Consider the following 20,712-nt stretch of genomic DNA (forward strand, 5'->3'; position numbering starts at 1 on the left):
AAAAACATCTTTTTTTACGTTAAAAACCGACTTTTCCGATTGGCTATAAAATGTTGCTGTGGGAGGCATACATAAGGCAAGCAGTTCATAAGGTGTAATTATTAAAAAAAAGTTAGGGTGGGGACAATGAAGAAAAAGACAAAAAAATGGGCTGGTTTATTTTCAGTATTACTGAGTAGTTCGTTTGTGTTATCTGCTTGCGGGGGACAGGAGGATACGGCTTCTACAGAACCAGTTAAACAGCAAGATTTAAAAAATATAAAAGTTGAAAAGATTGCTGCGACAGATAAGACGAAAGTACCAGATAAAGCGAAGAATAGAAAAGATACGTTAGTAGTTGGTATTAGTAAACCAGGCGGCGTATTTTTACCATATTTCCAACAAAATGGTTGGGATGGAAACGTCACTTCAGTTATTTTTGCATCTCTTGTATCTACAGATAAACAAGGAAAGCCAACTCCAGAATTAGCTGAGAAGTGGGATATTTCCTCTGATCAGTTAACATATACATTCCATTTACGTAAAGATTTGAAATTTAGCGATGGTTCACCATTAACAGCAGATGATGTAGCGTTCACATTGACGCTTTTACATGATAAGGCATATGAAGGTGACAAAGACATTTCTCAATATGCTGTTAAAGGCGGTAAAGAATATAAAGAAGGAAAAGCAAATTCTATTGAAGGAATTCAAGTTGTTGATCCACAGACAATTAAAATTACAACTGAAAAAGTTAATTCACAGGCACTAACAGCTTTAGGTGGAGAGGTGTTATCAAAAGCTTATTATGGAAAAGATTATAAACAAAATGCAAGTTTAGATTACTTAAAAGCGTTATATGAAAAACCGATAGCTGCGGGTCCATATAAATTTGAAAAGTATATCCCAGGGCAAGAAGTTCGATTTGTAGCAAATGAAAATTATTATGCGGGTAAACCAAAAATTCCAAACTTCATTTATAAAATTACTTCTGGTGATACGAAGCTTCAATTATTCCAAACAGGTGAGGTTGACTACACTGGCCTAGGTACTGGTGACGAAGTTCTTGAACAGGCTAAGACTTTAGAATTTGCAAATATCCAAATCGAAACAGCAGCATCATTTAGTTATATTTATATGAATAATAATAAGCCGTACTTAAAGGATAAAAAGGTTCGTCAAGCACTTATTTACGGATTAGATCGTAAAAAATATGTTGATACAGCATTGAAAGGATACGGTACGGTAGCTAATGTACCAATTCATCCAACCTCTTGGGCTTATACGGAAGAAGGAGTTAATAAATATGAATACGACAAAGAAAAAGCGAAAAAATTATTAGATGAAGCTGGATGGAAAGTTGGTTCGGATGGAATTCGTGAAAAAGATGGTCAAAAATTAAAGCTTTCTTATTTCGGCCCAAGTTCGGCTAAAGATAGTGATTTATTAATTCCAATTGCAAAAGAGAATTATAAAGAAATAGGTGTAGAATTTAACCCTGAATTTATGGACTTTAATACTATGCTTTCGAAGGTAAATAAAGGTGACTATGATTTAGCTTCTGTTTCGACACCGATTACAAGTGATCCGAGTGAAACAGCTGGTGAATATTTGTCTGGTGTCAATGAGAAGAGCCTTGGTTATAAAAATGCGAAAGTAGATGAGTTAATTAAAAAGGGTATTGAGACAGTTGATATTGAAAAACGTAAACCTATTTATAAAGAATTATATAAAGAGTTAAGTGATGACCCACCCGTAATTCTATTAAACTACCGTAGAACAATTACAGGGTACAACGGGAATTTAAAAGGCATTGACCCTGAAAAATACAACAGTATTAGCGCAAACTTACCAGTATTATCACTTGAAAAATAACGAGAAGAGTGTATAAATAGAAGACATTTTTTCATTCGGCTAGTAATGTGCTGATTCGAAAAAATGTTCTTCTATTTTAAGCATAAGATTGGAGAGAAAAAGGGTGAAAACATATATTGTTCGTAGGTTGTTGCAAATGATTCCTACACTGTTTGGTACATCAATTATTATCTTTTTCCTGTTTGCGCTTCTTCCAGGGGATTATATTGATTCGAATCCAAAGATTACACCAGAAAGAGCAGCTGAACTTAGGGAATTGTATGGGTTGAACAAGCCGATTGTTGAGCGTTATTTTCATTGGTTAGGTAATGCATTGCAAGGGGATTTTGGCTTCTCGCTTCAATATCAAGAACCTGTAACATCACTATTAAATAAATTTATTTGGAATTCTTTTAGTGTAGCATTTATTGCGTTGTTCTTTATTTGGCTAATTGCACTTATTATCGGTGTATTTTCGGCGACGAAGCAACATTCTTTATTCGATAAACTTGTAACAATTGGTGTCTTTGCAGCAATGTCATTCCCTTCATTCTTTATCGGTTTGTTTTTAATTAAAGTGTTTGCGGTTGACTTTAAGCTGTTACCGATAGGCGGAATGATTGATGTCGGGAGTAATTCGACTGGATTAGCTTACGTAATAGAAGTTGCAAAGCATATGGTTTTACCGGTGTTTATTTTAACCCTTCTTGGAGTAGGTTCATTAACTCGTTATTTTAGAACGAGTATGTTAGAGGTTGTGAGACAAGATTACATACGAACAGCACGAGCAAAAGGTTTAAAGGAGAAGACCGTTATTTATAAGCATGCATTAAAAAATGCAATTTTGCCGGCGATTACTTTATTAGCCTTTGAATTACCAGGCTTATTTTCAGGGGCAATTATTATTGAACAAATTTTTAACTGGCCAGGTATCGGTAATATTCAATTAGAAGCACTTAATTTCCGTGATTATACAGTATTGATGGCATTTACAATGTTCCTTTCAGTTTTAACAATCGTTTCAAATTTTTTAGCAGACATTGTATATGCAGTTGTTGATCCACGTATTCGGTTGAAGTAAGGGGGGAATGAGATGGAAACTGTTACAGCAATTACAGAGAAAAAGGCAAAGAAGAAAAGACGGAATGAATCATCGCCGTGGAGGCAAGCTTTTAAAAGGATAAAGAAAAATAAAATGGCACTTATAGGGTTTTATGCATTAGTTTTTATGTTTTTATTTTGTTTTATCGGTCCATTTTTTTCGCCGTATGCATCAGGGAAAATACAAGTTACGCTAATTAATAAACCACCTAGTTTTTCTCATTGGCTCGGTACAGATCAATTAGGAAGAGATATTTTAACGAGACTTATGCAAGCGGGACGTATTTCATTAACAATTGGCTTAGCTTCAATGGTCTTATCGGTTATACTTGGAGCTTTATTAGGAGCTATTGCAGGTTTTTACCGTGGTATCGTCGACAATATTATAATGCGTCTTGCTGATATTTTAATGTCGATGCCAGGATTACCGTTACTTATTATAATGGGAGCTATTTTGTCAGAATGGAAAGTACCATCTGATTATCGTCTTTATGTCATTATGATTATTTTAAGTTTAGTAGGTTGGCCAGGACTTGCACGCCTCGTACGAGGTCAAATTTTATCGTTACGAGAACAATCGTTTATGCAAGCTGCTGATGTGCTCGGGATAAACGATTACCGGAAAATTGTATATCACTTAATCCCGAATGTTTTGCCGATATTAATTGTTGTATCAACATTAGGTGTTGCGGGTTCTATTTTAGGAGAGTCTGCACTAAGCTATCTAGGCCTTGGTGTCGTTCCACCTACACCATCGTGGGGAAATATGATTAGTGCAGCTAACTCATTAATTGACTTCCAAAAGCGTCCGTGGTTATGGATCCCGCCCGGTTTTGCAATTTTTATAACAGTTGTATCAATTAACTTACTTGGTGATGCACTTCGTGATGCGTTAGATCCAAAGATGAGACGGTAGGTGAGGAAGCATGAGTAAAGCGGTAGTTGAGCTGAAAGATTTACAAACACATTTTCAGACAGAAGAAGGAACAGTAAAGGCTGTTAATCATGTTAGTTTTGCAGTTCGAGAAGGTGAAACAGTTTGTGTTGTAGGTGAATCAGGCTGTGGAAAGAGTGTAACGGCGCTATCTATTATGGGGCTTATTGCTGAATCAGGCAGTGTAGTAGGTGGAGATATTTTATATGAAGGAAAAAGCCTTTTAGATATGAAAGAGAAAGAGCTTCGTAATTTACGAGGCAATGACATTGCGATGATTTTCCAAGAACCGATGACATCGCTAAATCCTGTCTTCACTGTAGGAGAGCAAATTGTTGAGACGCTAAGAGAACACGAACTACTTAGTAAAAATGAAGCATATAAGAAGGCAATTGAATTAATTCGTAAAGTTGGTATTGCTCGTGCTGATGAAATTGTCCATTCTTATCCGCACGAACTAAGCGGTGGCATGTTACAACGTATTATGATTGCTGTTGCACTTAGCTGTAATCCAAAGTTATTAATTGCTGATGAACCGACAACGGCCCTTGATGTTACGATTCAAGCTCAAATATTAGACTTACTAAGACAAGTAAAAGAGGAATTTAAAACATCCATTTTATTAATTACACATGATCTAGGTGTTGTAGCGGAAATGGCCGATTACGTTGTCGTTATGTATGGCGGAAAAGTTATTGAAGAGGCACCGGTACTAGAGATATTTCAAAATCCGAAACATCCATATACGCAAGGGTTGCTAAAATCAAAACCAGTAATGGGGAAACGAACAGATAAACTTTATTCTATCCCAGGGCAAGTTCCAAATTTAGTTGGCTTAGATGAGTTTTGCTACTTTAGTGGCCGCTGTGAACATTGCATGGAAATATGCAAAAATGAAGCGCCAAATCTTAATGTGCATGACGATAATCATAAAGTAGCTTGTTGGTTATATGAGGAGTGTGCTGGGCGATGAGTGAACCATTATTAGAAGTGAAGAACTTAAAAACGTATTTTCCGATTAAGGGCGGCGTATTTAGTAGAACGATTGGACATGTGAAAGCGGTAGATGGGGTAAGCTTTACAATTGATAAAGGAGAAGTGTTTGGCCTTGTAGGAGAGTCTGGAAGTGGGAAAACAACGATAGGGAAAACAATTCTCCGTCTCGTTCAAAAAACAGAAGGTGAAGTGAAGTTTAAAGGTCAAGACATTCATGCTTTGTCAAAAGAGGAGCTGAGAAAGCATCGTCCTAATATGCAGCTCGTCTTTCAAGATCCATTTAGCTCATTAAATCCAAGAATGAGAATTGGAGAAGCGCTTGGTGAGCCAATGTTGGCTCACGGACTAGCGACGAAAGAAAATGTCCGTGAAAAGGTGATAGAAGTATTGGAGTTATGTGGTTTAGCGCCGTATCATATTGACCGGTACCCTCATGAGTTTTCCGGTGGGCAACGTCAGCGTATCGTTATTGCAAGGGCAATGGTATTAGATCCAGAATTTATTGTGGCTGATGAGCCTGTTGCGGCATTAGATGTATCTATTCAAGCGCAAATCATTAATTTGTTTAGTGAATTACAGGAGAAAAAGGGATTGTCCTATTTATTCATTTCACATGATTTAAGTGTTGTGGAGCACTTATGTACGAAAATTGGAATTATGTATTTAGGAACTATTGTGGAAACAGCACCACGTGATGAGTTATTTGCGAATCCACTTCATCCATATACAAAAGCATTATTATCAGCAGTACCAATACCTGATCCAACGGTTAAGCGAGAACGGATTATTCTAGAAGGGGATATTCCAAGTCCGGCAAATCCGCCGTCAGGTTGCCGTTTTCATACACGCTGCCCCTTTGCTACAGATGTTTGTAAAACGAATGTACCAGAATTCCGTAATGTGGGCGAAGATCATTTTGTTGCTTGTCACCATGTGTAAAAAAAAGGACTCTTTCAAAAAGTGAAAGAGTCCTTTTTTTACCCCGCATTAACGGGCAGTAAGACTCCCACCTGAAAATTCGACACATGCGGGGAAGTTAGGTGGGAGATTAACTGCCCGTAAAAGCCCGATTGGTTCAACTAATAATCAGAGGAACCCCACCTCTGATTAAAGTTTCACTTTATTTACTAGATGAAGTTTGTTTCAATACAAATTGCTCAATTGCATGAGCAACACCGTTTTCATTATTTGTTAATGTAACAACGTCACATAATTTTTTTACGTCTTCTTCAGCATTTCCCATTGCAACTGATAAGCCGGCTACTTGTAGCATTGGCACATCATTAAAGTTGTCACCGATTGCAACAGTATCTTCAATTGGTATATTGAAATAAGCTGCCATTTCTTGTAGGCCGTTCCCTTTATGACCATGCTTATCCATAATTTCTACATTAGTAGGAGCTGATGCCGTAACTGAAATGTCCGTATCTTCTTGTAAAGTTTGTAATAGCTGTGAACGATGAGCGGCATTAAATGTTAAAATGAAGAATTTAGATATTTCTAATTCTGGATTATTTACGACATCCTCTATTTTTTGGAAATCAGTAATTAAGTTAGATTTCTTTTGTTTTTCTGTAATTCTTTCAAGTTCCTCAAGTGTAACATCTAGTGTATGTTTATTTTCTTCGAATGCCTGCATGACTTGGCCTTGCCATGTATAAGGAGAATAAACCCCTTTATTTGTGTACAACTTATATGGAAAACCTTCAGATTCTAGTAATTTTGCAAGCTTGTATACTTTATCATTTTGTAAACAACGCGAGTTAATTACTTTTCCGTCCACATAAACAATTGCCCCATTGCTTGCTCCAACTGGAAGAGATAGTTTATATTCTTCCAATAATTTCAAAGCATCCTCTTTCGCGCGGCCAGAACAAATCATTACAATATGACCAGCTTCTTTTGCGGTTTGGATAGCTTGTAAGTTCTCTTTGGAGATTTCAAGATTAGATGATAGTAGTGTACCATCCATATCTAGTGCGATTAATTTCAAAATGACCACCTCTTTGTTTCCATTATACATAGTTATATAGAGGAAACATATAAACTTATCTTGGAAAGATAGTATTTTATCCCGCATTAATTGCCAGTAAAAGCTCGATTGGCGAGGGGGAATAACCAGTAGGGAATGGAACCCTCGCTGATTGAAGTTTCACTTTGTTTTGTAACAAAATAGAGATGAATAATATTATATTTCGCTTTATGACTGTAATGTTACACTAGTGTTACAAACGAGATTGTAGTAGAAAACGCATTAAAACAAGGTTTTTGAGTGTTTATTTAAAAAAACGTAAAAAAAGTGTAATAAAATTTACGTAATTATATTGCAACGTAATAATAGTTATGTTACATTAATGTTACAAACGTTACGTAATTAATTTTAATGTAACGTTAACATGAAAACTATGAACTAATCATTTCTTAGAAATTACATATAGATAACTTATAAAAGGAGAATGAATGATATGAACAACGAGCAAGTATTAAACGTAACAAAAGGTGACTTCTTAGGATCAGCAAGCGGAGCAGTAGTATTAACAGCATTAATCGTATTTCTTTCAAGCGTATTAGTATAATAGAAGCTTTGTAACAAAAATAAGAGAAGGGAGAATGAAAATTATGAACAACGAGCAAGTATTAAACATAACAAAAGGCGACTTCTTAGGATCAGCAAGTGGAGCAGTAGTATTAACAGCATTAATCGTATTTCTATCAAGCGTATTAGTATAATAGAATTTTTGTAACAAAAATAAGAGAAGGGAGAATGAAAATTATGAACAACGAGCAAGTATTAAACGTAACAAAAGGCGACTTCTTAGGATCAGCAAGCGGAGCGGTAGTATTAACAGCATTAATCGTATTTCTTTCAAGCGTATTAGTATAATAGAAGTTTTGTAACAAAAATAAGAGAAGGGAGAATGAAAATTATGAACAACGAGCAAGTATTAAACGTAACAAAAGGTGACTTCTTAGGATCAGCAAGCGGAGCGGTAGTATTAACAGCATTAATCGTATTTCTTTCAAGCGTATTAGTATAGTAGAAGTTTTGTAACAAAAACAAAAGAAGGGAGAATGAGGAATATGAACAAGGAACAAGTATTACAAGTAACAAAAATGGATATTTTAGTATCAGCAGGTGGAGCAGCTGTATTGACAGCGTTTATTATATTCCTTACAAATGTATTAGTATGATGAATATTGATAACAATAAGTTTTTATATACCGTACGTACCATTATTCTAAAAAAATAAAGACTCTAGCATATTAGTAAATAGTTAATATGTTGGGGTCTTTTTTGTTTTCCTCTCATATATCCCCTCAAGTATTAATGTTATCCCCTTATCCCGTAAAAGCCTGCTGATTAAAGTTTCACTGTATTTTAAAGAGAAAAAGGTCGAATTTTATATGTAAGAAAAAAAGAGGAATTTGACAGAAAAGATAGAAAATTTTAAAGGTCATAATTTGTTAGCTTGCTAACTAATTTCTATTAACGAACATTGGAAGTGTTTTCGGTTAGGTTTAATTATGGACCATTTAATCTATTTACAGGGGGATGAGGAATTTATGAAACAAAAATCTATGGATACGCTAGCTGCACAAATGGAGGATTTTTTCCCGGTACGTGATGTAGATCATATAGAATTTTACGTAGGAAATGCAAAGCAATCAAGTTATTATCTTGCGAGAGCATTTGGATTCAAAATTGTAGCTTATTCTGGATTAGAAACAGGAAACCGTGAAAAGGTATCTTATGTTCTTGTGCAAAAGAATATGCGTTTTGTTGTGTCTGGAGCTTTAAGTAGCGATGGCCGTATTGCAGAGTTTGTAAAGACTCATGGTGATGGAGTGAAAGATGTGGCTTTACTTGTTGATGACGTTGATAAAGCTTACTCTGAAGCGGTGAAGCGTGGCGCTGTTGCGATTGCTCCTCCTGAAGAGTTAACAGATGAGGAAGGTACCTTGAAGAAAGCGGTTATTGGTACGTATGGTGATACAATTCATACGCTTGTAGAGCGTAAAAATTATAAAGGAACATTCATGCCAGGATTTCAAAAGGTAGAGTTCAATATTCCATTTGAAGAATCCGGTTTAATTGCTGTAGACCATGTTGTTGGTAACGTTGAGAAGATGGAAGAATGGGTTAGTTATTATGAGAACGTCATGGGATTTAAACAAATGATTCACTTTGATGATGACGATATTAGCACAGAGTATTCGGCATTAATGTCAAAAGTTATGACGAATGGAAGCCGTATTAAGTTTCCAATTAATGAACCAGCAGACGGAAAAAGAAAGTCACAAATTCAAGAATATCTAGAGTTCTATAACGGAGCGGGTGTACAGCATCTCGCTTTATTAACAAGTGACATTGTAAAAACAATTGAAGTGCTTCGTGCGAATGGTGTTGAGTTTTTAGATACGCCAGATACGTATTACGATGAGTTAACTGCACGAGTGGGGAAAATTGATGAAGAAATTGATAAATTAAAAGAATTGAAGATTTTAGTAGACCGTGACGAAGAAGGGTATTTATTACAAATCTTTACGAAACCAATTGTAGATCGTCCAACTCTATTTATTGAAATCATCCAACGTAAAGGTTCCCGTGGATTTGGCGAAGGGAACTTTAAAGCGTTATTCGAATCAATTGAAAGAGAACAAGAGCGTCGCGGAAATTTATAAAATTTGTATCCACCAGCAAGAGTTCCTTTGTTGGTGGAAATTTCATTTTCATAGGGAGGAATCATGATGAAATTTGTTACATTTCGTCTCCCATCGAAAGAAATGCGAGCTGGATGGCTTGAAGGTGACAAAGTAATCGATATGAATCTTGCGAGTGATGGACTATTACCTTCTTCTATGTTCGCCTTTTTAGAGAAAGCAGATGAGTATGTAGAAGTATTGCGTAATATTAAGCATCCTGAGAAGGGTATATATTCCTTAGATGAAGTTCAATTAGCAGCGGCAATTCCTAATCCGAGTAGCATTCGAGATTTTTATGCATTTGAACAGCATGTAAAAACAGCCCGCGGAAGAAGAGGGCTAGATGTTGTACCTGAATGGTATGATATCCCGGTTTTTTATTTTACTAACCACCGTGCTGTTATTGGACCAGATGATTTTGTTATTGGTCCGAAGAAGTCTAAAAAACTTGATTATGAGTTAGAGATTGCTTGCGTAATTGGGAAGGAAGGACGAAACATTTCTCGTGAGCAAGCAGAGGAATATATTTTTGGGTACTGTATTATGAACGACTGGAGTGCAAGAGACTTACAAGCAACAGAAATGAAAGTAGGGCTTGGCCCAGCGAAAGGGAAAGACTTTGCAACTTCATTAGGAGCGTATCTCGTTACGAAAGAGGAATTAGACGTTTATCGTAACGGTGATCGTTATGATTTAGAGATGACTGCTCATGTAAATGGGCAACTGTTATCAAAAGGGAATTTTCAAGATATTCATTATGCATTCTCTGAAATGATTGAACGTGCTTCGGAAGATGTTACGTTATATCCAGGGGATGTTATCGGGTCTGGAACAGTAGGAACAGGCTGTATTTTGGAGCTTGGTACGGAAGAGTGGCTGCAAGATGGAGATGTTGTAGAACTTACGATTACTGGTTTAGGTACATTACGTAATACGGTCAAAAAAGACATGAAAGCAGGTGATGGGCATGTTTTATCGTCACATGGGGGAGCTACCTCATAAACGACATGTACAATTTCGTAAAAAAGATGGAGCGCTTTATCGTGAACAGGTAATGGGAACGAAAGGTTTTTCTGGTACGCAGTCTATTTTGTACCATCATTATATGCCAACGGAAGTAGGTCATGCGGCATTATCTCATTCTTGTCAGTTGCAGTATGAAGAGGATGTAGCTCTTGCACATCGCCATTTTCGCACGAAAGAAAATAAAAAAACTGGCGATGCAGTAAGCGGAAGAACCTTTATTCTTGGGAATGAGGATTTATTAATTGGAGTAGTGACTCCAACAGAAAAAATGGACTATTTCTACCGTAATGGTGATGGCGATGAAATGTTATTTGTTCATTATGGAACAGGAAAAATTGAAACAATGTTCGGAACGATTCACTATAGAAAAGGTGATTATGTAACGATCCCAATTGGAACGATTTATCGTGTTATTCCAGATGAAGGAGAGACTAAGTTTCTTGTTGTAGAGGCGAATAGCCAAATTACAACACCAAGTCGCTATCGCAATGAGTATGGGCAATTGTTAGAGCATAGTCCGTTTTGTGAAAGAGATATTCGTGGTCCGGAGAAATTGGAGACATATGATGAAAAAGGTGAGTTTGTCGTAATGACAAAGTCGAGGGGTTATATGCATAAGCATGTTTTAGGGCACCATCCGTTAGATGTTGTTGGCTGGGATGGCTATTTATATCCATGGGTATTTAATGTTGAGGATTTTGAACCAATTACAGGTCGTATTCATCAGCCGCCACCAGTACATCAAACATTTGAAGGGCATAATTTCGTCATTTGCTCTTTCGTACCGCGTTTATACGATTATCATCCAGAATCTATTCCGGCACCGTATTATCATAGTAATGTAAATAGTGATGAAGTACTGTACTATGTAGAAGGAAACTTTATGAGCCGAAAAGGGGTGGAAGAAGGTTCTATTACGCTTCATCCGAGCGGGATTCCACATGGGCCGCATCCTGGGAAAACAGAGGCAAGTATCGGAAAGAAAGAAACGCTTGAATTAGCCGTAATGATAGATACATTCCGTCCGCTTCGTATTGTGAAACAAGCACATGAGACGGAAGATGAAAAGTATATGTATAGCTGGATTGAAGAGGGTTCATATACTGTGAAATAAGTAAAAAGAGGCATGCTCAATAAAGGAGCATGCCTCTTTTGTGGAATCGACATGTATACTAATACCAAAAACAGTTATGAAAAGATATATAGATATGATTGTGTGAATCTTTTTATAGAAAGAATGATAAGGGTATAGCGCGTATCTCGATAGTTTTCTGTTTATTCCGACAAAAGTATTGACTAAAAAACATACTGTAGGTAAAATGAAAAAAGTAAATTAAATTTTCAGAAAACTAAAATCGTGGAGGAGCACAGTATGAAGCAAATTTTTCAAAAGAAGCCGATTTCAACGTTACTGCAAGAAAGTAAACAAAAGACATTATCGAGAACGTTAGGGGCACTTGATTTAACAATGCTTGGAATCGGAGCAATTGTTGGAACTGGTATTTTTGTTCTTACTGGCGTTGTAGCAGCGAAACATTCTGGACCAGCTATTATATTATCATTTGCTATAGCTGCATTAGCTTGTGCCTTTGCTGCATTTTGTTACGCTGAATTTGCTTCTTCAGTTCCTGTCTCAGGGAGTGTGTACACGTACACGTATGCGACGATGGGAGAAGTATTTGCATTCTTAATTGGATGGGATTTAATGCTCGAGTATTTATTAGCTACATCTGCTGTAGCCAATGGATGGTCAGCGTATTTTCAATCGTTATTAAAGGGATTTGGGATTCATATTCCGACCATTCTCTCCTCGGCCCCTGGTACTGGAAAGGGTGGAATAATTGATTTACCTGCAGTTCTAATTATTCTAGTTATGACGGCTCTTTTATCTAGAGGTGTTCGTGAAAGTGCACGTGTAAATAATATAATGGTATTTATTAAACTAGCAGTTGTTCTCATTTTTATCTTCGCCGGATTTAATTATGTAAAACCTGAAAATTGGACACCTTTTATGCCATTTGGGTTAGATGGTGTAATGGCTGGAGCAGCTACAGTTTTCTTCGCATTCATTGGATTTGATGCTGTATCAACAGCCGCAGAAGAAGTGAAGCGCCCACAACGCGATTTGCCGATTGGAATTATTGCATCGTTACTAGTTTGTACGGTTCTTTACATTGTTGTTTCACTTATTTTGACAGGGATTGTTCCATACGGTCAGTTGAATATATCAGATCCAGTTGCTTTCGCACTTCAATTTATTGGACAAGATAGTTTGGCGGGAGTGATATCAGTAGGAGCAATTACAGGAATTACAACTGTAATGCTAGTTATGATGTATGGGCAAGTTCGTGTTTCATATGCAATGAGCAGAGATGGATTGTTACCGAAGCGTCTTGCTAAAGTTCATCCGAAATTTAAAACACCATTTTTAAATACATGGACAACAGGTATTATTGCAGCACTTATTTCAGGATTAATAGATTTAAATGTTTTAGCACATCTTGTAAATATGGGAACTTTGTCAGCATTTGCACTTGTAGCTGTTGCTGTCATTGTGATGAGACGAACTCATCCTGATTTACCAAGGGCGTTTAAGGCGCCGCTCGTACCATTTTTACCAGCATTAACAGTTATCTTTTGCTTATATTTGATGCTTCAATTATCAGCGACAGCTTGGATTAGTTTTGGTGTTTGGATGGTTATCGGTATAGTAGTTTATTTCGCCTATAGTAGAAAGCGTAGTGTTTTAAATAATAGTAAAAAAGAAGAAGATGTAGCAAATTTATAAGTGGAAAAATCCATTCTAATTCTGTTAGGATGGATTTTTATTTTGAAAATTTACATTTTTCTGAATGTATTATAAGATAATTGTTGGCGAACTAAAGGGGTGAAAATGTGAAAAATACATGGCGTGAGCTAAGAGAGATGGATCGTAACGTATGGATTCGATTTATCGGTGAGACTTTGAACGGAATTGCGATGATGATGTTAATGCCTTTTTTTGCACTATATTTAAAAGATAAGGTAGATTCTTTATTACAAGTTGGAATCATTATGGCGCTTTCTCCAATAGCTGCAAGCTTTGGCTCGCTTATAGGCGGAAGAATAGCTGATATATATGGAAGAAAGCCAATTATGATATTTTCAATGGCGAGTAATGCGTTATTAATGCTCGGTTTTTTATTTATCGAAGGATTTATTCCATACGCTATTTTATCTATTTTTTTAGGGTTAAGTAATTCTTTATTTCATCCAGCAGCATCAGCGATGGTGGCAGATGTGACGGCACCAGAAAAAAGAACAGAGGCATATGGTTTATTGCGAATGGGACACAATATTGGTGCTGCAATTGGACCGATAATGGGAGCATCAGTAGTTGTTTTATCAAAGAACCTCGTGTTTATTATTGCTTCATCCGCTATGTTGTTTTATGCGCTACTAGTGTTAGTACTTATTAAAGAAACAATGCCAAAAATTACGGATATGACGGAAAAAAATAAAGAGAAGGAATCCGGAGCAGTTTGGAAAATTTTAATGAGAGATAAGGCGTTAATGATTTATTTGTTAGCGGGGATCATTATTTCTATGGGGTTTTCTCAAACAGAAGGCATGTTACCGCTTCACTTTGATAACGAAATGAAGGATATTTTTGGAGTCAACAATCCATACCCATATTTAATGGCATTAAATGGTCTATTAGTTGTTTTATTTCAATTTCAAATTTCAAAATGGGCGACGGATAAACCTGTTGGAAAGACGATGTTATACGGTGCGTGTTTGTTCGGAATTGGTTTGTTTTTTATAGGGTGGTTACCGAAGTGGTTTGGAGAATTTGATACAAATGCTACAATTATTTTAATGACGTTAATGTTTGTTTATGCCATATATACGTTAGGCGAGATGATTATGTCGCCTGTACAGATGACGTTTGTAGCGAATTTGGCCCCTGAGCATTTGAGAGGAACCTATATGGGGGCGGCGAGTTTGCAGTGGATTACAGGAAGTGCATTCGGTCCACTTCTTGGTGGTTTTCTATTGGATCGTTTGCTTGGTCACTACTTATTTACAATTTTAAGTGTAGGGTGTGTAGTTGCAGGCTTTGTATATGTTTCTTTAGATCGTCTTATTGAGCAGAGGCAAAAAGATACGCCTACAAAACAGTCTTCTTAATAAAATGAAACTTTAATCAGTGTTTTTTCATTCTCCACAAATGGTAGGGTAATATAGATGACATACACACAAAGTGGATTTCTACATATTTTAGGTACATAACCAGATTAGATAGCAACCTTACTTTAAAGTTTAATTATGTTTAGGTGTGTAGAAAATTAAAGAGAAAAAGTGTAGAAAACCAATAAGTGGTGTCTTTTAATTATTTATGGAAGTTACATTTTATTTCAAATAGGAACTACCTATTTTTATAAAAAGTGCTAAAATAGAAAAATGAAAACAATTGGTTAGGGTGATTTCAGTGACAAAAATTAAATTAGGTTTATTATACGGTGGAAAATCAGCTGAGCATCAAGTTTCGCTACAAACGGCTCTTGCTGCTATTAAAGCATTAAATCAAGATAAATTCGAGATTCATCCAATTTATATTACAGAACAAGGTCAATGGGTACGCGGTGAGCGTATTGAAGGTGAAGTAACAGATGTTGAAACTTTAAAAATGAGCGGTGCAGAAAATGCGATTTCCCCGTTATCATTAAGTACAGAAATTATTCCGTCTGCAACTTCTCAAGAAGATGCTATTGACGTTATTTTCCCATTACTACATGGGCCAAACGGTGAAGATGGAACGGTTCAAGGGTTATTAGAATTAATGAACATTCCTTATGTAGGTAACGGTGTATTAGCATCAGCTGCTGGTATGGATAAAGTCGTTATGAAAAATATCTTTGCAGAAGCTGGATTGAAACAAGCGAAATATGCATCTTTCATTCGTAGCGCATGGGAAAAAGATAGTGAAACAGCGTATGAAAAAGTAGAAGAAGTATTAGGATATCCTTGCTTCGTAAAACCAGCAAACCTTGGTTCAAGTGTTGGTATTAATAAGTGTAACGATCGTGAAGAGCTTGAGAATGCATTCGAAGAGGCATTCCAATTTGACCGTAAAATTATTGTAGAAGAAAATATTGTAGGTCGTGAAGTAGAAGTTGGTGTATTAGGTAATGATGAGCCGAAATGTTCTGTTGTAGGTGAAATTGTACCGAAAAAAGATTTTTATGATTACAAATCGAAATACATCGATGGTGATACAGCGTTAATTATTCCAGCTGAAATGACAGAAGAAGAGTCTAATGTAATTAAGCGAGATGCAATTATTGCATTCCAATCATTAGATGGTTCGGGCTTAACACGAGCTGATTTCTTCTTAACGAAAGATGGAGAAGTATATATTAACGAAGTAAACACAATGCCAGGATTCACGCCGTTTAGTATGTTCCCGCTATTATGGCAACATACGGGGTTACCGTATCCGGAATTAATTGAAGAGTTGATTCGTTTAGCGATTGAACGTCACGAAGAAAAACAAAAAATTAAATATACAATCTAACAAAAAAGGAGGAAGCACTATTCGAAGGAATAGTGCTTCCTCTATGTAAGGAGTGTTTTCATGATAAAACGAACGTTAAAACAAGTAGAGCAGATGATAGATGGTACGGGATTAGTAGAGAAATATGAGGGAATTACTATACAAGGAGCATCTATTGATACGAGAAAGATTGAAAAAGGAAACTTATATGTTCCGATTCAAGGTGAACGTTTCGATGGACATGCTTTTGTAGATAAAGCAGTTGAAAACGGGGCTGTTGCTACATTATGGATGAAGGGTGTAGCAAATCCGCCTGAGAATCTTCCTGTTATTTTTGTCGAGGATACGCTAGCAGCATTGCAAATGTTAGCGAAAAACTATCGTGATCAATTGGATGTAAAAGTTGTTGGTGTAACGGGTAGTAATGGTAAAACATCTACGAAAGATATTGTAACAAGTATTCTTGCGACTAAATTTAAAGTTCAAAAAACAGAAGGTAATTTCAACAACCATATCGGTTTACCTCTTACTATTTTAAATTTAGAGGAAAATACAGAAGTAGCTGTATTAGAAATGGGCATGTCAAGCCAAGGAGAAATTGAATTTCTATCTAAGTTAGCTCGTCCTAATGCAGCTATTATCACGAACATTGGTGAGGCACACTTAATGGATTTAGGATCTCGTGAGGCGATTGCTGAAGCGAAGTTAGAAATTGTTACAGGTTTACAAAAGGGTGGCGTGTTCGTATATAATGGAGATGAGCCGCTTTTAACAAATCGTGTTCCAGAAATGAATTTAGTAGCTGAAACAGTTACATTTGGCGATGCGAGAGCAAATGATTATTATCCAACTACTGTAACATTACAGGCGACTGGGACACACTTTAAGATGAACAGGGATGAAACTTTGTCATTCTACCTGCCGGTATTAGGAAAGCATAATGTATATAATACACTTGCTTCAATGGCGATTGCGAAACATTTTGGCGTAACATGGGAAGAAATGAAAGAAGGTTTAGTAACACTTCAAATGACAGGCATGCGTATGGAAATTGTAAAAACAGATAGTGGTTTAACAATTATCAATGATGCTTATAATGCAAGTCCAACGGCTATGGAAGCAGCGTTCCACCTCATGAATGGTTTAGATGGATTTGCAAAAAGAATTGTTGTGCTTGGCGATATGTTAGAACTTGGAAATCAAGAAGTGCAATTTCATTATGAAGTAGGTAAATTAATTGACCCAGCAAAGATTTCATATGTATTCACATATGGAAAATTAGGGGCCCAAATTGCTGAAGGAGCAAAAATTAATTTTCCTAAAGAACGTGTAAAAGCGTATGAAAACAAAGAAGAACTTGTAAAAGACTTACAAGCAGTAGTTGATGCGAAAGATGTTGTGTTAGTAAAAGCGTCTCGCGGTATGAAATTAGAAGAAGTAATTACGATGTTGAAATAATTGGTGTATATAAATAGGGATGATAGCCACGAAAATAGTGGAAACTTATAATAAGCGCTTACAGTAAATGATAAAAAAATAAAAGTAAAGAAAAAAGCTCTGAATATGAAATAAGGTAACAGTTGGGGTTTGCTTTTTACACCTACAAAACTTATAATTGATAAAGTGTAATAACGTTTAGAAGTATTTTCGTGAAGAATATACGCCCGGTTATATACGTAAGTATTCAGGAAAAGGGCTTTTCCGCAAGTTCGGAAAACGCCTTTTTTTAAATGATAAGTATAGGATAGAAAAGGAGAAGTAACATTGACAACATTTCGAGAATTAGGATTAAGTGAGTCTTTACTACAATCTGTTGAAAGTATGGGCTTTGAAGAGGCTACGCCGATTCAAGCTGAAACAATTCCATATGCATTGCAAGGTAAGGATATTATTGGGCAAGCGCAAACAGGTACAGGGAAAACAGCAGCATTCGGATTACCACTATTAGATAAAGTAGATACAAATAAAGAGGCAGTTCAAGGTATTGTTATCGCGCCAACACGCGAATTAGCAATTCAAGTTGGAGAAGAGCTATACAAACTTGGTAAACATAAACGAGTTCGTATTCTACCAATTTATGGTGGTCAAGATATTAACCGCCAAATTCGTGCTCTAAAAAAACACCCACACATTATTGTTGGTACGCCGGGTCGTATTTTAGATCATATTAACCGTAAAACACTTCGCTTACAAAACGTAGAGACTGTTGTTCTTGACGAAGCGGATGAAATGTTAAACATGGGCTTCATTGAAGATATTGAAGCGATTTTAACAGATGTGCCAGAAACACATCAAACATTATTATTCTCAGCGACAATGCCAGATCCAATCCGTCGTATTGCTGAGCGTTTCATGACTGAGCCTCAACACATTAAAGTAAAAGCAAAAGAAGTAACAATGCCAAACATTCAGCAGTTCTATTTAGAAGTGCAAGAAAAGAAAAAGTTTGACGTGTTAACACGCTTACTAGATATTCAATCTCCAGAGCTTGCAATCGTATTCGGTCGTACAAAGCGTCGTGTTGATGAATTATCAGAAGCATTAAACTTACGTGGTTATGCAGCAGAAGGTATTCATGGTGACTTAACACAGGCGAAACGTATGTCTGTATTACGTAAATTTAAAGAAGGTGCTATTGAAGTTCTTGTTGCAACAGACGTTGCTGCACGTGGTCTTGATATTTCAGGCGTAACACACGTATACAACTTCGATATCCCGCAAGATCCAGAATCATACGTTCACCGTATCGGTCGTACTGGCCGTGCAGGTAAAAAAGGTATTGCAATGTTATTTGTAACGCCACGTGAATCAGGACAATTGAAAAATATCGAGCGTACAACAAAACGTAAGGTTGATCGTATGGAAGCACCGACACTTGACGAGGCGTTAGAAGGTCAACAACGTTTAATCGCAGAAAAGCTTCAAAGCACAATCCAAAATGAAAACTTATCATACTACAAGCGTATTGCAGAAGAAATGTTAGAAGAGAATGACTCTGTAACAGTAGTAGCTGCTGCTTTAAAAATGATGACAAAAGAGCCAGATACAACTCCAATCGCTTTAACATCAGAACCACCAGTTGTTTCAAGAGGTGGCGGTGGCGGTTCTAAAAAACGCGGTGGTAACGGAAGTGGATACCGTGATGGTAACCGTAATCGTAGTCGTGATGGACGTGGAAGTGGAAGTGGCGATGGTCGTAACCGTGATCGCAATCGTGATGGACGTGGAAGTGGAAGTGGCGATGGTCGTAACCGTGATCGCAATCGTGATGGTGGTAGTGGTAGCCGTGATGGTAACCGTGGTCGTAAAGGTGAAGGTCGCCCTGGATCTTCAAATGGACGCGGCGAAAGAAAACATCATAGCCGTCCACAAGCTTAATAAAAAAGAGAATGCCCTTTGCTGGCATTCTCTTTTTTTATTTCTGTAATTGTGCATACTACATAATAACTCGTATAGAAATGAGGTGCTATATGCTTGTAAGACTTGGGTATGTTGCGATGAGTGTGCATTTGAAGAATGCATCTCCATCTCAAACGATGACATATGCACAGTTTCAGCGGATTGATGATCGAGAGGCTGCGATTCGTAAACTTGAAAGAATCGCTAATTCGAATTTAGAAAATTGCTTACGGTTATTAAAGCATAATAAAGGACATGATATATCTTTCTTTCGACTTAGTTCCAAGCTTATTCCTTTAGCGAATCATGAGGAGTTGTTAGATTGGAACTATATTCGTCCTTTAAAAGAAAATCTGAAAGAATTAGGTGAATATGCAATTCGTATGAATATGCGAATTGACTTCCATCCAGATCATTTTGTTGTACTAAATTCACCTGAGGAGAGTATTTTTAAACAATCTGTAAAGACATTGCAGATGCACAAAAAATTGTTAAAGGGTATGGGAATTGAACATAAGCAACGATGCATATTACATGTGGGAGGAGGTTATAACGATAAGGAGCTCGCATTAGAACGCTTTATAGAAAATTGGTCAACTGTTCCAAGAGGTATTCAAGAGATGATTATATTAGAAAATGATGACACGACCTTTTCTTTAGAAGAAACATTGTATTTAGGTGAGAAATTAGACATTCCAGTCGTGTTTGATTTGCACCATCATATGATGAATAATGACCAGGAAGATTGGCATAAAGATTGGGCACGTGTTGTACATACGTGGGAATCGTCTTTGTTACCAGTTAAAATGCATATCTCTAGTCCTCGAGATGGAAAAGACCCAAGAGCACATGCGGATTTTATTGATGTAGATACCTTCTTATCTTTTTTGAGAAAGATAAAGGGGAGTGTTCCGCAAATTGATTGTATGATTGAGGCGAAGAAAAAGGATGAGTCTTTATTTCAACTAATGAGAGATTTAAGTAAACAAACAGATGTGGAAATTGTCGATGGTGCGAGCTTTTATATTAAATAAGCTCTGCGCCATCGATTTTTTTGTCCCGCTATTTGCCGGGCAGTAAGACTCCCACCTCAAAATTCGGCGAATGCGAGGGAGTTAGATGGGAAATCTGCTGCCCGTAAAAGCCCGATTGGTGCGGGCTAATAATCAGTGGGGGATGGACA

20 protein-coding genes are annotated in these 20,712 nt (G+C 36.8%); 19 read left to right on the forward strand and 1 reads right to left on the reverse strand.

From position 1 onward, the window contains the following. Window positions 1-126 precede the first annotated feature (126 nt). The 5 genes from EXW56_RS01285 (at window position 127) to EXW56_RS01305 (ending at window position 5,803) form a co-directional block, all read left to right on the forward strand. Window positions 127-1,854 (forward strand): ABC transporter substrate-binding protein, encoded by a 1,728-nt coding sequence (locus EXW56_RS01285; protein WP_002202006.1) that lies wholly within the window; start codon window positions 127-129, stop codon window positions 1,852-1,854. A 103-nt stretch (window positions 1,855-1,957) separates the two neighbouring features. Next, window positions 1,958-2,914 (forward strand): ABC transporter permease, encoded by a 957-nt coding sequence (locus EXW56_RS01290; RefSeq protein ID WP_002113406.1) that lies wholly within the window; start codon window positions 1,958-1,960, stop codon window positions 2,912-2,914. Between the two features lie 12 nt (window positions 2,915-2,926). Beyond that, complete coding sequence (opp4C, locus tag EXW56_RS01295; protein WP_002202005.1) at window positions 2,927-3,850, forward strand: oligopeptide ABC transporter permease; 924 nt, start codon at window positions 2,927-2,929, stop codon at window positions 3,848-3,850. A 10-nt stretch (window positions 3,851-3,860) separates the two neighbouring features. Continuing rightward, entirely contained in the window at window positions 3,861-4,841 is a 981-nt protein-coding gene (locus EXW56_RS01300) for an ABC transporter ATP-binding protein (RefSeq protein WP_002202004.1), read from the forward strand. Beyond that, the gene (locus EXW56_RS01305; RefSeq protein ID WP_002202003.1) at window positions 4,838-5,803 is read left to right on the forward strand and encodes an ABC transporter ATP-binding protein; all 966 of its coding nucleotides are present in this window, start codon (window positions 4,838-4,840) and stop codon (window positions 5,801-5,803) included. Before EXW56_RS01300 ends, EXW56_RS01305 begins: the two co-directional genes overlap by 4 nt. Before the next feature lie 181 nt (window positions 5,804-5,984). On the opposite strand, the gene EXW56_RS01310 is transcribed toward EXW56_RS01305, so the two are convergent. Continuing rightward, the gene (locus tag EXW56_RS01310; protein WP_002187510.1) at window positions 5,985-6,857 is read right to left on the reverse strand and encodes a Cof-type HAD-IIB family hydrolase; all 873 of its coding nucleotides are present in this window, start codon (window positions 6,855-6,857) and stop codon (window positions 5,985-5,987) included. Window positions 6,858-7,320: 463 nt separating this feature from the next. Between EXW56_RS01310 and EXW56_RS01315 the strand changes: the two genes are divergently transcribed. From EXW56_RS01315 to uvsE, 14 genes are all read left to right on the forward strand, one after another. Then, window positions 7,321-7,440, forward strand: a complete 120-nt coding sequence (locus tag EXW56_RS01315; protein WP_002009865.1) for a DUF3948 family protein — start codon at window positions 7,321-7,323, stop codon at window positions 7,438-7,440. Between the two features lie 43 nt (window positions 7,441-7,483). Then, the gene (locus EXW56_RS01320) at window positions 7,484-7,594 is read left to right on the forward strand and encodes a DUF3948 family protein (RefSeq protein ID WP_070127846.1); all 111 of its coding nucleotides are present in this window, start codon (window positions 7,484-7,486) and stop codon (window positions 7,592-7,594) included. 34 nt (window positions 7,595-7,628) lie between these two features. Next, a complete protein-coding gene (locus EXW56_RS01325; protein WP_002074222.1) occupies window positions 7,629-7,748 on the forward strand; it encodes a DUF3948 family protein in 120 nt (39 codons plus the stop codon). 43 nt (window positions 7,749-7,791) lie between these two features. Further along, window positions 7,792-7,902 carry a DUF3948 family protein gene (locus EXW56_RS01330; RefSeq protein ID WP_001058532.1) on the forward strand — a complete coding sequence of 37 codons (111 nt, stop codon included), beginning with the start codon at window positions 7,792-7,794 and terminating at the stop codon, window positions 7,900-7,902. A gap of 43 nt (window positions 7,903-7,945) precedes the next feature. Beyond that, window positions 7,946-8,056, forward strand: a complete 111-nt coding sequence (locus EXW56_RS01335; RefSeq protein WP_002113412.1) for a DUF3948 family protein — start codon at window positions 7,946-7,948, stop codon at window positions 8,054-8,056. Between the two features lie 372 nt (window positions 8,057-8,428). Further along, window positions 8,429-9,547, forward strand: a complete 1,119-nt coding sequence (gene hppD, locus EXW56_RS01340) for a 4-hydroxyphenylpyruvate dioxygenase (RefSeq protein WP_002113414.1) — start codon at window positions 8,429-8,431, stop codon at window positions 9,545-9,547. 66 nt (window positions 9,548-9,613) lie between these two features. Beyond that, window positions 9,614-10,570, forward strand: a complete 957-nt coding sequence (locus EXW56_RS01345) for a fumarylacetoacetate hydrolase family protein (protein ID WP_002202000.1) — start codon at window positions 9,614-9,616, stop codon at window positions 10,568-10,570. Further along, complete coding sequence (locus EXW56_RS01350; protein WP_002113416.1) at window positions 10,536-11,708, forward strand: homogentisate 1,2-dioxygenase; 1,173 nt, start codon at window positions 10,536-10,538, stop codon at window positions 11,706-11,708. Before EXW56_RS01345 ends, EXW56_RS01350 begins: the two co-directional genes overlap by 35 nt. A gap of 258 nt (window positions 11,709-11,966) precedes the next feature. Further along, window positions 11,967-13,382 carry a branched-chain amino acid transporter BcaP gene (locus tag EXW56_RS01355; RefSeq protein ID WP_098635050.1) on the forward strand — a complete coding sequence of 472 codons (1,416 nt, stop codon included), beginning with the start codon at window positions 11,967-11,969 and terminating at the stop codon, window positions 13,380-13,382. Window positions 13,383-13,489: 107 nt separating this feature from the next. Next, window positions 13,490-14,764, forward strand: a complete 1,275-nt coding sequence (locus EXW56_RS01360) for an MDR family MFS transporter (RefSeq protein WP_002201999.1) — start codon at window positions 13,490-13,492, stop codon at window positions 14,762-14,764. A gap of 301 nt (window positions 14,765-15,065) precedes the next feature. Then, window positions 15,066-16,151, forward strand: a complete 1,086-nt coding sequence (locus tag EXW56_RS01365) for a D-alanine--D-alanine ligase (protein WP_002113420.1) — start codon at window positions 15,066-15,068, stop codon at window positions 16,149-16,151. Window positions 16,152-16,211: 60 nt separating this feature from the next. Beyond that, window positions 16,212-17,588, forward strand: coding sequence for a UDP-N-acetylmuramoyl-tripeptide--D-alanyl-D-alanine ligase (murF, locus tag EXW56_RS01370; RefSeq protein WP_002201998.1), 1,377 nt, complete (start codon window positions 16,212-16,214; stop codon window positions 17,586-17,588). Between the two features lie 306 nt (window positions 17,589-17,894). After that, window positions 17,895-19,508: a degradosome RNA helicase CshA gene (locus tag EXW56_RS01375; RefSeq protein ID WP_070138740.1), complete on the forward strand. Its 1,614-nt coding sequence runs from the start codon at window positions 17,895-17,897 to the stop codon at window positions 19,506-19,508. 92 nt (window positions 19,509-19,600) lie between these two features. Next, window positions 19,601-20,563, forward strand: coding sequence for a UV DNA damage repair endonuclease UvsE (gene uvsE / locus EXW56_RS01380; RefSeq protein ID WP_215597131.1), 963 nt, complete (start codon window positions 19,601-19,603; stop codon window positions 20,561-20,563). Window positions 20,564-20,712: the final 149 nt, after the last annotated feature.

The sequence above is a fragment of the Bacillus mycoides genome (genome assembly GCF_018742245.1).
Classification (GTDB): Bacteria; Bacillota; Bacilli; order Bacillales; family Bacillaceae_G; genus Bacillus_A; species Bacillus_A cereus_U.